This is a genomic window from Robinsoniella sp., assembly GCF_034124845.1.
Genome location: NZ_JAWYAJ010000490.1, coordinates 888 through 15,401 on the forward strand (window position 1 = coordinate 888; position 14,514 = coordinate 15,401).

At 41.3% G+C, this 14,514-nt stretch carries 13 protein-coding genes and 1 pseudogene; 11 read left to right on the forward strand and 3 right to left on the reverse strand.

Features of this window, described 5'->3' with window-relative positions; translation table 11 throughout:
* Both ACH2DQ_RS23970 and ACH2DQ_RS23975 read left to right on the forward strand, forming a co-directional pair.
* A pseudogene (locus ACH2DQ_RS23970) lies at nt 1–301 on the forward strand (hypothetical protein); the annotation flags it as partial.
* Nucleotides 302–311: 10 nt separating this feature from the next.
* Nucleotides 312–1,439 carry a uroporphyrinogen decarboxylase family protein gene (locus ACH2DQ_RS23975; protein WP_394915257.1) on the forward strand — a complete coding sequence of 376 codons (1,128 nt, stop codon included), beginning with the start codon at nt 312–314 and terminating at the stop codon, nt 1,437–1,439.
* A gap of 132 nt (nt 1,440–1,571) precedes the next feature.
* Here ACH2DQ_RS23975 and ACH2DQ_RS23980 read toward each other — a convergent pair whose 3' ends face one another.
* Together ACH2DQ_RS23980 and ACH2DQ_RS23985 are read right to left on the reverse strand one after the other, a co-directional pair.
* A complete protein-coding gene (locus tag ACH2DQ_RS23980; RefSeq protein ID WP_394915258.1) occupies nt 1,572–3,176 on the reverse strand; it encodes a sensor histidine kinase in 1,605 nt (534 codons plus the stop codon).
* Complete coding sequence (locus tag ACH2DQ_RS23985; RefSeq protein WP_394915259.1) at nt 3,145–3,858, reverse strand: response regulator transcription factor; 714 nt, start codon at nt 3,856–3,858, stop codon at nt 3,145–3,147. The genes ACH2DQ_RS23980 and ACH2DQ_RS23985 overlap by 32 nt, the downstream gene beginning before the upstream one ends.
* A 240-nt stretch (nt 3,859–4,098) precedes the next feature.
* On the opposite strand from ACH2DQ_RS23985, the gene ACH2DQ_RS23990 reads away from it, so the two are divergent.
* From ACH2DQ_RS23990 to ACH2DQ_RS24015, 6 genes are all read left to right on the forward strand, one after another.
* Complete coding sequence (locus ACH2DQ_RS23990) at nt 4,099–4,659, forward strand: sugar O-acetyltransferase (RefSeq protein ID WP_394915260.1); 561 nt, start codon at nt 4,099–4,101, stop codon at nt 4,657–4,659.
* Between the two features lie 101 nt (nt 4,660–4,760).
* Complete coding sequence (locus ACH2DQ_RS23995; RefSeq protein WP_394915261.1) at nt 4,761–5,849, forward strand: LacI family DNA-binding transcriptional regulator; 1,089 nt, start codon at nt 4,761–4,763, stop codon at nt 5,847–5,849.
* Nucleotides 5,850–6,131: 282 nt separating this feature from the next.
* Nucleotides 6,132–6,785 (forward strand): fructose-6-phosphate aldolase, encoded by a 654-nt coding sequence (gene fsa, locus ACH2DQ_RS24000; RefSeq protein WP_394915262.1) that lies wholly within the window; start codon nt 6,132–6,134, stop codon nt 6,783–6,785.
* Nucleotides 6,786–7,090: 305 nt separating this feature from the next.
* Entirely contained in the window at nt 7,091–7,930 is an 840-nt protein-coding gene (locus ACH2DQ_RS24005) for a transketolase (protein WP_394915263.1), read from the forward strand.
* Nucleotides 7,918–8,856, forward strand: coding sequence for a transketolase family protein (locus ACH2DQ_RS24010; protein ID WP_394915264.1), 939 nt, complete (start codon nt 7,918–7,920; stop codon nt 8,854–8,856). The genes ACH2DQ_RS24005 and ACH2DQ_RS24010 overlap by 13 nt, the downstream gene beginning before the upstream one ends.
* Nucleotides 8,857–9,052: 196 nt before the next feature.
* A complete protein-coding gene (locus tag ACH2DQ_RS24015; protein WP_394915265.1) occupies nt 9,053–9,700 on the forward strand; it encodes an HDIG domain-containing metalloprotein in 648 nt (215 codons plus the stop codon).
* On the opposite strand, the gene yyaC is transcribed toward ACH2DQ_RS24015, so the two are convergent.
* Entirely contained in the window at nt 9,592–10,251 is a 660-nt protein-coding gene (yyaC, locus tag ACH2DQ_RS24020) for a spore protease YyaC (RefSeq protein ID WP_394915266.1), read from the reverse strand. The two genes, ACH2DQ_RS24015 and yyaC, sit on opposite strands and share 109 nt — an antisense overlap.
* 232 nt (nt 10,252–10,483) lie before the next feature.
* Here yyaC and ACH2DQ_RS24025 point away from each other — a divergent pair, with 232 nt between their 5' ends.
* The 3 genes from ACH2DQ_RS24025 to ACH2DQ_RS24035 all read left to right on the forward strand — a co-directional run bounded on the left by ACH2DQ_RS24025 (nt 10,484) and on the right by ACH2DQ_RS24035 (nt 14,089).
* On the forward strand, nt 10,484–11,902 hold the full coding sequence (locus tag ACH2DQ_RS24025; RefSeq protein WP_394915267.1) for a LysM peptidoglycan-binding domain-containing protein: 1,419 nt from the start codon (nt 10,484–10,486) through the stop codon (nt 11,900–11,902).
* A gap of 67 nt (nt 11,903–11,969) precedes the next feature.
* Nucleotides 11,970–13,235: a DUF5711 family protein gene (locus ACH2DQ_RS24030; RefSeq protein ID WP_394915268.1), complete on the forward strand. Its 1,266-nt coding sequence runs from the start codon at nt 11,970–11,972 to the stop codon at nt 13,233–13,235.
* Between the two features lie 11 nt (nt 13,236–13,246).
* Nucleotides 13,247–14,089, forward strand: coding sequence for a CvpA family protein (locus ACH2DQ_RS24035; RefSeq protein WP_394915269.1), 843 nt, complete (start codon nt 13,247–13,249; stop codon nt 14,087–14,089).
* Nucleotides 14,090–14,514 lie beyond the last annotated feature (425 nt).

Below are 14,514 nucleotides of genomic sequence, written 5' to 3' on the forward strand. Positions count from 1 at the left end.
AATTTATCCCAGATTGATAGAATTGGGTCTTGACGCTTTCAATTCTCAAATTTTCTGCATTGGCTTAGAAGAACTTGAGAAATATCGCGGAAAAATTACGTTTTGGGGGGAGATAGACCGTCAGCATATTTTACCTGACGGAACAAAAGAGGAAGTAGCAGAGGCGGTCCGGCAGGTATATAAAAAGCTTTGGAAAAACGGGGGATGTATTGCACAATGCGAGTTTGGTCCCGGTGCTGACCCTGACAATGTTTATACGGTTTTTGAAACCTGGAGCAGTTTTAATCAGGATACAGAATAGGAGGTATTCTATGGAGACAGATCACTGTGAACTGGATCTTTATCAGTATCAACTGGATGTAATACATAATAAGACAAATGGAAGAATCCTATGGCAGCCAAGAATTGGCTGCTGGTACGATGATAAGAAGTTTGCACAGGAAGAGTTGCCCGGCAGATTTAAAGGAGCAAACCTGCCGGATATTTATCGGGGGCTTAAATGTGCTAACCGGATTTATGAATACAATGACTGTTTTAAAATAAAGGAAGACAGTAGCATTATACGTAGAGAAAACAAAATCTCTGAAATGGAAATAGAACAGATTATTCAAACTCCGGTGGGTATCCTCAACTGTATTATGGTGTCTAATTCTTCCAATTCGGGAAGCTTTCCGAAAAAATGGTGGGTAGAGACAGAAGAAGATCTGGAGGTTATGAGTTATGTTGTAAACCATCAGGAGTGGGAATGGGATCAGGGAACATATGAGAAAGTCTATGAAAAATGGGAAAGAATCGGTGCACCTGCCATATTTATGCCAAGGGTAAATATACAGTATTTGTACATAGATTTAATGGGGGTTGAAAATGCCATATACGCTTTGGCTGATTATCCGGATGCGGTGGAACGGTTTTTTCTTGCCCTTGAAAAAAATCATGAGCGAATGATTGCAGTAATTAACCAATCTCCCATTGAAATGATTAATTTTGGGGATAATCTTCATTGTAAAACTCTGCCACCGTATTATTTTGAAAAATATGTGCTTCCTGCATATCAAAAAAGGTGTGAGCTTCTTCATAAAGCGGGTAAATTTGTCTACTCCCACTGGGATGGGGATACAAAAGATATACTGAAATATGCCAAGATGACAGGTCTGGATGGTATAGAGGCAATTACGCCCAAACCACAGGGGGATGTTACATTACAGGAGGTGAAAGAAGCCCTGGGAGATGAAATGTGGTTGATAGATGGTATAGCAGCCATCCTATTTGATAAAGAGTTTACCGAGGAGGAATTGAAAAGCCAGGTTCATGAATGCATTTCGTTGTTTGCCCCAAGGCTGATACTGGGGATATCTGATGAATTATCATCTACCGGTGATATTGAACGTGTTAGTCTGGTAGGCAGAATAGTAGATGAATATAATCGGAGTATTATATAAACGGAATTACAGCAATAGATGAACGGACTTAAAAGGAACATATCCAAAATAACAAAACAGCAGACCCCATATTAACTGGCGTCTGCTGTTCTGCTAATTGTAGCAATATCCGTACCGCTATTACGAAACGGTTCATTGCTTATTCGTTTCCGGAAATGAAACCGTAACCTTGAATAAATCTCCGTCAACATCAATATCCAGATTCCCGTAACACATCTCCGTAAAGCTTTTGGCTATGGAAAGGCCAAGCCCGTTTCCTTCCGAACTGCGCTCTTTGTCACCCCGTACAAAACGCTCGGTGATATCACCGTCTATAAAGTTCATCTCGTACCCTGCAATATTTTTGATCACCGTTGTTACCCGTGCGCCCTCAACTAAAAGGTCAATATAAATTCTGGTACCGGTGAGGGAATATTTCAGCGCATTTTCAATCAGATTCTGGTAGACACGGTACATTCTTTTTCCGTCTCCCAGGAAATAAGCATCCTCTTTACAGAAATTTTTCTTAATTACAAGGCCTGATTTTTGAATCTGGTCATCCATATCACCCAATGTCTGCTCCAGCAGTTTTCTCATATTCAGGCATTCCAGTTCCAGTTCAATGGTTCCGCTGGTAGCCTTTGAGATCTCGAATAAATCCTGAACCATATCCTTGAGACGATCGGACTTCTGGGCAAGAATCTTCAGATAATCATTTGCTTCCTCAGAGAGTCCCTCTTCTTTTTGCAGTAAATCGATATAGCTGATAATGGACGTAAGGGGAGTCTTCAGGTCATGAGACACATTCGTGATCAGATCCACCTTCATTCGTTCACTTTTTTTCTGCTCCGTAGCGCTGGTCTGCATCTGCTTCTGGATAGACACTAACTGGTCAGATGTCTTTTCAAATGCAGGGTTTTTCTTTAATGTACCATCCGGATGGTAAGTGCCCCCTGATTCAATCAGTTCAACCGCATCCAGGACTTTACCCATTCGTCCAACCCGCCGTTGTCCTCCAATATACTGGAAAATACCAATAAAGCCGCATATATATAAAACGATAATAAACAGAGCGCCGGGGCCGCCGGTATACATTAAGAAGTCCGATGCGCCTAAAAATAAAGCCAGGGCAAACATCATCATAATAATTGTCACAACGCCGAAAACAGTATGCTTATACTGCTTTTTCTGAAAATCATAGTTTTGTTCATATAAAGACCGGTTTTGCCGGTAGTATTCTTTGAGTTTCGGCAATATTGTTTTGTAACGGTTATTCTCCCTTAATTCCAGAATTTTAAAATGTCTGATAAATACCAGGATCAGTCCGGATATTACCAGCATAAAAGGAATGGACAGTAAAAACAGGTTCAGGGACGTCAGCAGAAAGGCAAAGCTCATGCCCAGACTTCCTGCATCGTCTACAATTCGATAGAACCAGCTGTGATAAATAAATATTTTATAAAAGAAATAGAATACCAGTAAAAGAATGACTGGCGTCTCCAGCTTCCAGTTATCCAGGTAGTCAATAAAGATCTCTTCTTTTGCAGCACCCAGGCGTCTTACTAATTCAATGACCGCCAATACAGAGGCAGCACCGCAGGCATAAATAACCAGCCATAATAAAAATCCCGGAGCGGAATCTGAAAACGACAGCTCTGCCGAAGCTGCGCTGATACCGGACAATCCCAGGGTCAGAATTCCAAACCATACATATTTATATTCTTTTTCAGTGTTGATATTTTTCAATTTTATATCCAATTCCCCATACCACCTTTAAGTATTGCGGCGTTTTCGGATTGATTTCAATTTTCTCCCGAATGCGCCTTATATGCACCATTACCGTGTTCTCCACCGAGTATGCTTCTTCATTCCATACCCGGCTGTATATTTCTTCTGCAGAGAAAACTCTGCCTGGATTGCCCATCAGCAGTTCCAGTATCTTATATTCTGTTGCAGTGAGCTTCGCATTTTTGCCGTTAACCTGGATTTCTTTGCTGTTTTTATCCAAAACGAGATCTCCAAGTGAGATGATATTATCATTTGCCTGATCCCCGGATCCGATTGTACCAAGTGCCAGATACCTGCGAAGCTGGGATTTTACTCTTGCAATAAGCTCTGCCGTATTAAAAGGCTTTGATACATAGTCATCCGCACCCATAGATAAACCAAGGACCTTATCACTCTCCTCTGTTTTTGCTGAAAGGATGATAATGGGGATGTTTTTGCTCTCCCGGATCTTCATCATTGCCGACAGGCCGTTTAGCCTGGGCATCATCACATCCAGTAATATTAAATGGATTTCGTTACTCATGACCAGATCCAGAGCCTCCAGCCCGTCATAGGCACGCAACACCTGATAACCCTCCAGTTCTAAAAGCTTTGCAATTGCACGAACAATTTCCCGGTCGTCATCTACCACCAGTATTTTTCCAGACTCCATATCTTCCTCCTACCGCTTTTCTGAATTCATTAAATCTATTATAGCTGATAATACCGTCATTTTTAAGGGTTATTTCTGAAATTTTTCTTACAAAATAAATTATCTGCATCAAGTAGCCTTTTTTGCATTCCTTTGGTATAATGGTTTCAAAGTAAATGATGATGTCTGCAAGCCTCATATCTAAGCAAAACAATAGCCATGCGGGGCAGAAATAACAAATCGTATGAAGGAGTAAACTGTATGACAGAAAAAGAAAAATCATATGCGGAAATGCTATATCAGCCAGGGGATCCTGAACTGGCAGCAGACCGCGACGTAACGGTAAAAAAGCTATACGAATACAACAATATCCACCCGCTTGACCGGGAAGCAAGGCAGGCAGCCATACAGGAACTGCTTGGCAGTACAGGCAAAAACTGCGTTGTGGAACAGCCGCTTTTCTGTACTTATGGTTATAATACCACAGTAGGTGATAACTTTTTCCTGAACGTCAACTGCAAGCTTATGGACAGCGGAAAGATCACCATTGGAAACAACGTGTTTATTGCGCCCAATGTATGTATTATAACGGAAGAACATGCCATGGACACGGAACAGCGGATTCAAGGACTGGAATACACACATCCGGTTACCATAGGTGACAATGTCTGGATCTGCGCAGGCGTTATGGTGCTTCCGGGAGTAACGATTGGTGCAAACAGTGTAATCGGTGCAGGCAGCGTCGTTGCAAAGGATATTCCGCCAGACAGTCTGGCAGTTGGCAATCCCTGCAGGGTAATCCGTAAAGTAAACGAGAATTAATGGATTCATCAGGGTACGCACATTCGGATATATGCTCTTGTCAGACAGGCTCTTCCAAAATGAAAAAGAATAACGTAAACATACAGAAAGCAGGAAGCACAGTGAAAAAGAACAAGGTAACTTCATCAGACGTAGCAAAAGCATCCGGGGTATCCCAGGCAACTGTTTCCATGATATTAAATAAGAAATACAACGTTTCTTTTTCCAAAGAAACCGTTGAAAAAGTGGAACATACAGCCCGTGAGCTGGGATATGACATACCAAAGCGAAGAGTAAGGAAAGACAATAAAGCCAGGAAACTCATCACCGTTTTCTGTCCGACGCTGACCAACCCTTATTATGTCATGCTGCTTCAGGGTATTGAAGGGGTTGCAAAAGAAGAGGGATATGCTGTATTTGTCTGCAACACCCAGAGAGATCTGAAGATGGAAGAATATTATCTGAAAATGATGGACAGTGTCCAGCCCCTGGGAATTATCTATACCAGTAATCCCAGTACCTGCTTTATGGAACAGGTGAAAGAACTGGCAGAACACATCCCGTTTGTAGTAATCAATAACCGGGAAGATATCATGGAAGTGGATGCAGTGGAACTGAATAATTCAAAACCCGGCAGGCTGATGGCAAAGCACCTGCTGGAATTGGGACACCAGAGGGCGGCATTCGTATCACCACCCCTGACTGACCGGCAGAGGCAGCGATTTAAACGTGTGGAAGGATTTGTCAAAGAGTTCCGTGCAGCAGGGTTTGGAGATACGGTATATGTTAAATCAGCAGATGAGGACATGGATACCGTCATGCCAAGTATTGATTCGGAATACAAGATGGGATACGATCTCACCAAAGAGCTGCTAAAAGAGCACGATGACCTGACGGCGATTGCTGGACTGAATGATATGATTGCTTTTGGCATTATGGATGCTTTATATGAAGCAAAGCTAAAAGTTCCAGGAGATGTTTCCGTTATTGGCTGCGACAATATACTTTTTTCTAAAATGAAGCGAATGTCACTTACCACAATCGAACATTTTGTACCTTTAAAGGGCAGGGATGCCTGCGATATTATTATCCGTAAAATCCATTCCAAAAATACTCTGGATGCGCTGGAACTTCAGCCAACCAGCATTTATCATGTGGAATATGAACCCAAACTGATTGTCCGCGGAACGACCTCCTATGCGAAGAATTAAAAAAATAAATTAAATACTTTTGTAAAAATTATTATTAATAAAATTTAATATTAAAAGGGAAAATGCTCCAAAAAACCTAAGAACAACAGTTAATCCCAGAAAATATACGATATTTCTATTAATAAAAATAATATTATTAATAGATAAAATAATTAATAAAAATGCGCCCTATTGAACATTTAAAAACATATGCTATACTGTTAATAACAAAGAAAGGATGAATCCATTCAGCGATTCATTAAAATAAATGTCATAACCACACATTCCAAAGGAGGAAACAAAATGAAATTTTTCATCGACACAGCAAAAGTAGAGGACATTAAAAAAGCAAATGATATGGGCGTTATCTGTGGTGTTACAACCAACCCATCCCTGATCGCAAAAGAAGGAAGAGATTTTGTTGAAGTAATCAAAGAAATCACATCCATTGTTGACGGACCGATCAGCGGAGAAGTAAAAGCTACCACAACTGATGCAGAGGGAATGATCGCAGAAGGAAGAGAAATTGCGAAAATCCATCCAAATATGGTAGTTAAAATTCCAATGACCGTAGAAGGATTAAAAGCAACAAAAGTTCTGGCAAGTGAAGGAATCAAAACAAACGTTACTCTGATTTTCTCCGCTAACCAGGCATTATTAGCAGCTAGAGCAGGTGCTTCCTATGTATCGCCTTTCCTTGGACGTCTGGATGACATCTCTGTAAGAGGTGTTGATTTAATCTCTGAAATTGCTGAAATGTTTGCAGTAGCAGGAATCGAAACTGAAATTATTGCAGCAAGCGTTCGTAACCCGATTCATGTTACAGACTGTGCTTTAGCTGGCGCTGATATCGCAACAGTTCCTTACTCTGTTATTGAGCAGATGACAAAACATCCGTTAACAGATGCAGGTATTGAAAAATTCCAGGCAGATTATAAGGCAGTATTTGGTGAATAATAGAAGGTCACTTCATTAATAGCCATAGGCGGCTTTAGATGGGCAGATGCTGCTACTGTGAGCAGGTGTGGACAGTAACAAGTCATTTGCGGGAGGTTACCCGTATGGAATTAAGTACTTTACATATGGAATATATTAAGGTTATAATGTGACTATCCGGTCAAATACCCCACTGCTGGCGGCGGGGAAACAAATTAGCAGCGCAGCAGCCTGCGGGGGATTTGACCTTCGCAGCAGCGCCAGATGGACATACAGGCATGTCCGCCTGGCTCTTTGCTCGCAGGAATAAATTTCAGGAGGATTATATGAACAAATTAGAGCTTCAGAAAACTGCCAATGAAGTCCGTAAAGGGATTGTAACTGCAGTGCACAGCGCTAAAGCAGGACATCCGGGCGGATCTTTATCAGCAGCAGATGTGTTTACTTATTTATATTTTGAGGAAATGAATATTGATCCGAAGGATCCAAAGAAAGCAGACAGAGACCGTTTTGTTTTGTCAAAAGGCCACACGGCTCCGGGACTCTATTCCACTTTGGCTAACAGAGGATATTTTCCGGTAGAAGACTTAACAACTTTACGTCATCTTGGTTCCTATTTACAGGGACATCCGGATATGAAACATATTCCGGGCGTAGATATGTCCAGCGGATCATTGGGACAGGGAATCTCCGCAGCAGTAGGAATGGCTCTTTCTGCAAAATTAAGTAACGAAGATTACCGTGTTTACACCCTGCTTGGTGATGGCGAGATCCAGGAAGGACAGGTATGGGAAGCATCTATGTTCGCAGGTGCCAGAAAGTTAGACAATCTGGTGGTAATCGTAGATAACAACGGACTGCAGATCGACGGAAGTGTTGCAGATGTTTGTTCTCCTTATCCCATAGACAAAAAGTTTGAAGCATTCAATTTCCATGTGATCAATGTTGCTGACGGAAATGATTTTGATCAGTTAAAAGCAGCATTCGACGAAGCAAAAACAGTAAAAGGAATGCCTACAGCAATTGTTATGAAGACTGTGAAAGGTAAAGGAGTTTCCTTTATGGAAAATTCAGTAGCATGGCATGGAACTGCTCCTAACGACGAGCAGTATGCAGTGGCTATGTCAGATTTAGAAAAGGCAGGTGAAGCATTATGTCAGAAGTAAAGAAAATTGCAACCAGAGACAGCTATGGAAATGCGCTGGCAGAATTAGGAGCAAAATACGATAATCTCGTAGTACTTGACGCTGACCTTGCAGCAGCTACCAAAACAGGTATCTTTAAAAAAGCATTTCCGGAGCGTCATATTGACTGCGGTATCGCAGAATGCAATATGGCAGGAATCGCAGCAGGACTTGCAGCAACCGGTAAGATTCCGTTTATGAGTTCCTTTGCTATGTTCGCAGCAGGACGTGCATTTGAACAGGTGCGTAATTCCATTGGATATCCCCATTTAAATGTAAAAATCGGTGCGACACATGCCGGAATCTCCGTTGGTGAAGATGGAGCAACCCATCAGTGTAATGAAGACATTGCATTAATGAGAACAATTCCGGGAATGGTAGTAATCAATCCTTCCGATGATGTGGAAGCAAGAGCAGCAGTTGCGGCAGCTGTCACATACGATGGACCGGTATATTTACGTTTTGGACGTTTAGCCGTTCCGGTAATCAACGACAAACCGGAATATAAATTCGAATTAGGAAAAGGTGTTGTCTTAAGAGAAGGAAAAGACCTTACGATCGTAGCAAGCGGACTTCCGGTATCTGCATGCCTGGAAGCAGCAGAAAAACTGGCAGCAGACGGCATAGAGGCAAAAGTTATCAATATCCACACAATTAAACCCCTGGATGAAGAATTGATTATTGCAGCTGCAAAAGAAACCGGTAAAGTTGTGACAGTAGAAGAACACTCTGTTATCGGCGGGCTTGGCAGTGCAGTATGTGACTGCTTAAGCGAAAATGCACCGACAAAAGTTATGAAAATCGGTATTAATGATGTCTTTGGTGAATCAGGTCCTGCAGTAGCATTACTGCATAAGTACGGTCTTGATGCAGAAGGAATCTATACAAAAATTAAATCGTTTGTTTAATTTTAATGAATCATAATGTCATATGGAAGTCAGATTTTATACAAAAGTATGAAGCCTGGCTGCCATATGGCATTTTTAACGTCTGCTGAAAAATCTTTTGAGCCGAGAATCGACTAAACATGCTCTGGTATTTAAATGGTGTTTTGGGTATAATAAAAAACGAAAGAAAATTTAATGTTCAGAAAGAAGGGATATTATGACGCGTGATGCCAGAGCCAGGCGGGCAAGGAGTCACCGCAATGACATGAAGCAGGAATTTTATGAATGTATCCGGGATATTATGGAACATCCCGTGGTACTGCTAATGAAGAAGTTTCCCCATCATTGTGATACCGACTGTTACCAGCATTGTCTGAATGTGGCTTATTATAATTATCAGATTTGTAAACTGCTGGGGCTGGATGCCAGAGCAGCGGCAAGGGCTGGCATGCTGCATGATTTGTTTTTATATGACTGGAGAGAACATGCAGCAAAGACCGGCGACCGTTTTCATGGACTGACACATCCCAAAGTGGCTCTTAGAAGGGCAGAAAAATACTTTGACCTGAATGATATGGAGAAGGATATTATCCGCAAGCATATGTGGCCATTAACCATCATACCGCCAAAGTATTTTGAATCTTATATTATCTGCCTTACGGATAAATATTGCGGAGCATGCGAGATCACCGACCATTATTCCGGTAAGATCATGCCAAAGAGGATCAAGCTCCCCTTTGGATATCGTACCATGTATCAGTTAGCGTCTAAGGTTGCGCCTGTAGTGGGAGCCAGAGCAGGCATAGGGGAATACAGGTCATCAAAATCCCACAGGGTATCCAGGGAGTCTGTGTCCAGGGCATAATAACGGCAGGCAAGCAGAATGCCGTCGATCATGCAGTCCGCCAGGTGCATTACGGTAGAGAGCCTGGTTGTCTGCAAAGCCAGGTGGGCGAAGCGCCCTGCAGTATTAATGATCCCGGTGATAAAGACATCTCCTACAGCGTTTAACTTCTTTTCTACGCCGGCTCCGGGAAGCAGACTGCCTTTCCCAATGGAAATGTATCCCTGATGCCGTTTCGTGCCCAGAGAAGCGTCTATAGCAATGATCGTATTGTTGCTGTGGCGCTTTTTTATATTTTGGATTGCCTCATCCAGATTCAGGGCATGGATTGGCGAATCTAAAGTTCCATATACTGCGAAATGCCGTCCTAATTGCTTCTTTAACCGGCTTCCGATGAGTGGTCCCAGGCTGTCACCGGTTACCCGGTCGCTGCCGATGCACACGAATACAGGGGGGGCCTGGCTAAAATCCGGGCTTTGTAAAAAATCAAGTAAATGTTCGCCTAAAACAATCGGGGCGTTTTTTTCTTTTGAGTTGATATAATGTGTTTTTTTCAATGAGTCGGAATGCATGTTCTTTACCCTTTCTGATGCTTTTCTAAAGTTTATCCTCATTCTTTTTAAAATATTCACTCAATGTGATACCGTATTTCGAGATTAATTAAATAATATAAAAAACCATGTTGCCAAAATTGATATTATGTCGGAAATCTCTGGATTTCCTTACCATGAATTGATAAAATCTGCATTCAAAATATGATAATCTCTGTAATATCATGGAACCAATAAAGGAGTGAACAGGGGTATGATAGAAGTCATTTACAAAGGGGAACACAAAGGGGACAAAGATGGAGAAGCACAGGTAGCTCTGCCAAAAAATATCAGGCAGATCGGAGAAGGCGGACAAGACAGGAAAATTTACATTGAAGATTATGCGGTTACTTACATGCATCAGTTAGCAAACGATAGGAAAGAAGGAACGCAGCGGGCAGCGGCAATTCTTCTGGGGGAAGTACAAAGGGCAGGTAAGAACCGTTATATATTTATAAATGGAGCACTGGCTGTAGATGAATTGGATTTCGGAGAAGAAATGTGGGACAAGGTCCAGCAGCAGATGATGGAGTATTTTGACGGCAGAGAAATAGTCGGCTGGTATCTGGGGGAAGAAGAATCCACGCTGATTGCAACGGAAGAAATGCAGCGCATACATGAAAGCCAGTTTCCGGGAGAAGACCAGATACTTATACTGCGGGATTTCACAGAGAATGAATCAGCAGTATTTGCTCTTGAAAGCGGCAGGCTGGTGGCTCAGAGAGGCTACTACATTTATTATGAAAAGAACATCATGATGCAGGAATACATGGTGGCTATGAACAAAGACCGTTCGGTTGAGGAAGAGACAGAGGTAAAAGATGATGCAGTACAAAGCTTCCGTAAGAAAATAGCGGAAGAGAAAAAAGAGAAGAAAGAAAAACAGGAAAACAAAGAGTCGGACAAGCAGCCAATTACTACAAAGCTTTTGTATGCAGCCAGCTCTTTTCTTGTGCTCACCGTTCTTATAATAGGAGTTACGCTCATTAATAACTATGATAAAATGAAGGATATGGAAATGGCACTTGCCGGAATCTCAGAATCCATGGGCGGCAAAGGAACCGGGGCAGAAGGTGATGCGGATTCCGTATCTGCTATGGCACCTGTACAGACAAAGACAGAGAAAGAGCAGAGTGTTTCCGAAAAAAATGCAGCAATTGATAAAAATAAAGAAGACAGCAGCAGGGAAACAGAACCCCAGCCGGCTACAGAAGAGGCAAACGGAGTAAAAGGAAACCAAGAGACAGAGGCAGCGAAGGATAACGGGCAACAGGCAAAATCAGATGAAGCAAATAGTACGGAAGCTGCCAAGGATACGAACGCAGTGGCTTCAGAAAGCCAGGATAGCAATGCAGCACAAAGCGGCCAGACACAGCAGACGGAACAGGCTGACCAGCAGGATAAGACAAGCCAGGCACAGCAGAACGATGCCCAGAACCAGACAGATCCGGCGAAACAGCCTGCAAGAGAGACAATGGGACGTGCTTCGTATGTGGTAAAGGACGGCGACACCCTGGCAACCATAAGTGAAATGTATTATGGAACACTGGATAAAGTCGAAGATATCTGTTCCTTAAATGGAATTACAGATAAAAATACGATTTTACCCGGACAAAAAATTGTACTCCCATAAAAAAGTATGTTATACTGTTTCAAACGATAAATTAAAATAATACTTGGAGATACGAAAGAGAGTACAGATGGGAAAGATAAAAGACTTTTTTAAGGACAAGTTTAAGTTTATTAAGATCAGGGAAAAGATTCAAAAAATAAAGGATAAGAGGCTGGAGAAAAAGCAGCTTCAAACGCAAAGTGATGAAATGCTGGATTTAACAACAAAGATTAAGAAACATAAAAAATTAATTTTTTCCCGATGGGGAATTACAATCGGTGTAATAGCGCTATTAATAATTGGGTATTCTATTTATAACTATGTTCGGGTTTTTCATAGTTATGCAACGCTGGCAAATGAGAAAAGATCTGACATAACAGCGACACAGTATGCACAGCTGGGAGGGAATCTGCTGAAGTACAGCCCAGATGGTGTGAGCTGCGTCAGTTCAGGAAATGAAGTCTTATTCAGTGCGACGTTCAGTATGCAGAGCCCCATAATTGATATCTGTGGGACAACGGCGGTTGTAGGGGATCAAAAGGGAACCCAGATCTATATTTTTGATGAAAATGGACAGATCGGTTCCTTTGAAACTTCAATGCCCATATTAAAAGTTAAGGTGGCAAATCAAGGTGTTGTAGCAGCAGTACTGGAAGAAGGGGACACAACCTGGATTAATTTTTATGATACCAAAGGTAATCCAATTGCAGAGAACCGCACTTCGGTTAATGATTTTGGATATCCCATGGATATTGCCCTGGCACCGGACGGATTAAAGATGATGGTATCTTACCTGAATGTAGCAAAAGAAAAGATGAGTACCAAGATTGCATTTTATAATTTTGATTCTGTAGGGCAGACCCAGATTAATAATGAAGTGAGCAGTGTAACCTATGATAATACCATAGTTCCTAAAACATTATTTATGAATGATTCGACGTCGGTGGCATTTCGCAATGACGGGTTTACCATTTTTAAAGGCAGCCAAGTCCCCCAGGAAAGTGTTAAAATCGATCTGGAGGAAGAGATCGTTAGTATCTTCTACAGCGATACAGATATAGGGATAGTAGTAGGGAGTGATGATCCAGACCACAAATATCTCATGCGTCTCTATAACCTCAGTGGCAGAAAGACCATGCAGAAATATTTTGACCTGGATTATAAACAGATCAAGATTGATGGCGATGAGATTATCATGTTTAACGAAGGCAAGTTTGCCATATACAGTCTGGGAGGAAAAGAGAAATTTTCCGGCAGCTACCGAAAGCCCATCATTAATGTTATGAGTGCGAAAGGTTTTCGGAAATACACGATAATTACACAGAACAGTACTGATCAGATAAGACTTAAATAGGAGAAAACATCATGAATCTACTAACAATTATAGTGCTGTTGGTGCTATTATTCTTTATATTAAATGGTTATAGAAGGGGATTTATCAAGACATTTGTATCTATGGTTTCATTAATTGTATCTATTGTTTTGGTTTCCATAGCAACGCCCTATGTTACGGAGTTTTTGAAAACCCAAACCCCTTTGTACAGCATGATTGAAGAAAAATGCCAGTCAGCCTTTGGAATTACCGGTAATGAGAAGAAAGATGCCAAAGACGTACAAAACGGGGATAACCAGAACACCGATAACCGGAACAACAGCGAGAACTCCCACAGCCAGAATCCAAACAGTGCGGCTGGAGGAATTAAGGGACAAGATGGATCCGGGGATAACTCTGGTAATGGAATATCAATGCTTGATCAGGCAAAACTAATAGAAGAGTTGAAACTGCCCGCCGTAATCCAGAATATGCTGGAAAGCAATAACAATAAGACCGGCTATGAAAAACTGGCTGTGCAGAGTTTTGAGGAGTATATCCCCAGCTATATGGCTACACTTATATTGAATATTATTTCTTTTGTGGCAACCTTCCTGTTGGTGGTGAGCTTTTTATGGATCACAGTGATGACCCTGGATGTTATTGCAAACCTGCCGATTATCCACGGGATAAATCAGGTGCTGGGATTAGTGTTAGGTTTGGTGCAGGGGCTTGTATTTGTATGGATCGCATTTTTAATTATTACCGTCTTCAGCAGTATTGATTTAGGAAGAGATCTCATGCTGATGATTCACAACAGTAAGATCTTAAGTTTCATCTACGACAACAATATCTTCCTGAAATTACTCACGGATGCGATGTCTTATTTTACCTGAAGATGAGTACAGGGGTGCTAATGCTGTATGGCATTGATTAGTTAGTACAAATTTGAAAAAATAGATTTAAAAATTTGAAAAAATATTTTGAAATAATATTTAAAAAAATAATTGAAAAAATGGGAGATTTATCTTGACAGTTTTTTTGAATAATGATATTATAACAGTCCACTGCAAGTGATTGCGGTGGATTGTTTTGTGTCAAAAGAAGGCCTGAAAAAATAATTAAAAAAGTTTTGAAAAAGGTATTGACATCTTTTGACAAAAATGGTAACATATCAAAGCTGTTAAAAAACAGCACAGATCAATCGAAAGATTGAAAAAAATAAATTAAAAAAAGTTGTTGACAAACACTTGGCAGTGTGATAACATATAGAAGTTGCGCTAAAGAGTACAACAACAAAGAAAAGCAAACAGAACCTTGA

Excerpts from the sequence above, each read along its gene's own strand:
- ACH2DQ_RS24005 (WP_394915263.1), top strand. The coding sequence starts at position 7,091 with ATGAACAAATTAGAGCTTCAGAAAACTGCCAATGAAGTCCGTAAAGGG.
- ACH2DQ_RS24015 (WP_394915265.1), top strand. The coding sequence starts at position 9,053 with ATGACGCGTGATGCCAGAGCCAGGCGGGCAAGGAGTCACCGCAATGAC.
- ACH2DQ_RS24035 (WP_394915269.1), top strand. The coding sequence starts at position 13,247 with ATGAATCTACTAACAATTATAGTGCTGTTGGTGCTATTATTCTTTATA.
- ACH2DQ_RS23985 (WP_394915259.1), bottom strand. The coding sequence starts at position 3,858 with ATGGAGTCTGGAAAAATACTGGTGGTAGATGACGACCGGGAAATTGTT.
- ACH2DQ_RS24010 (WP_394915264.1), top strand. The coding sequence starts at position 7,918 with ATGTCAGAAGTAAAGAAAATTGCAACCAGAGACAGCTATGGAAATGCG.
- fsa (WP_394915262.1), top strand. The coding sequence starts at position 6,132 with ATGAAATTTTTCATCGACACAGCAAAAGTAGAGGACATTAAAAAAGCA.
- ACH2DQ_RS24030 (WP_394915268.1), top strand. The coding sequence starts at position 11,970 with ATGGGAAAGATAAAAGACTTTTTTAAGGACAAGTTTAAGTTTATTAAG.
- yyaC (WP_394915266.1), bottom strand. The coding sequence starts at position 10,251 with ATGCATTCCGACTCATTGAAAAAAACACATTATATCAACTCAAAAGAA.
- ACH2DQ_RS24025 (WP_394915267.1), top strand. The coding sequence starts at position 10,484 with ATGATAGAAGTCATTTACAAAGGGGAACACAAAGGGGACAAAGATGGA.
- ACH2DQ_RS23975 (WP_394915257.1), top strand. The coding sequence starts at position 312 with ATGGAGACAGATCACTGTGAACTGGATCTTTATCAGTATCAACTGGAT.
- ACH2DQ_RS23990 (WP_394915260.1), top strand. The coding sequence starts at position 4,099 with ATGACAGAAAAAGAAAAATCATATGCGGAAATGCTATATCAGCCAGGG.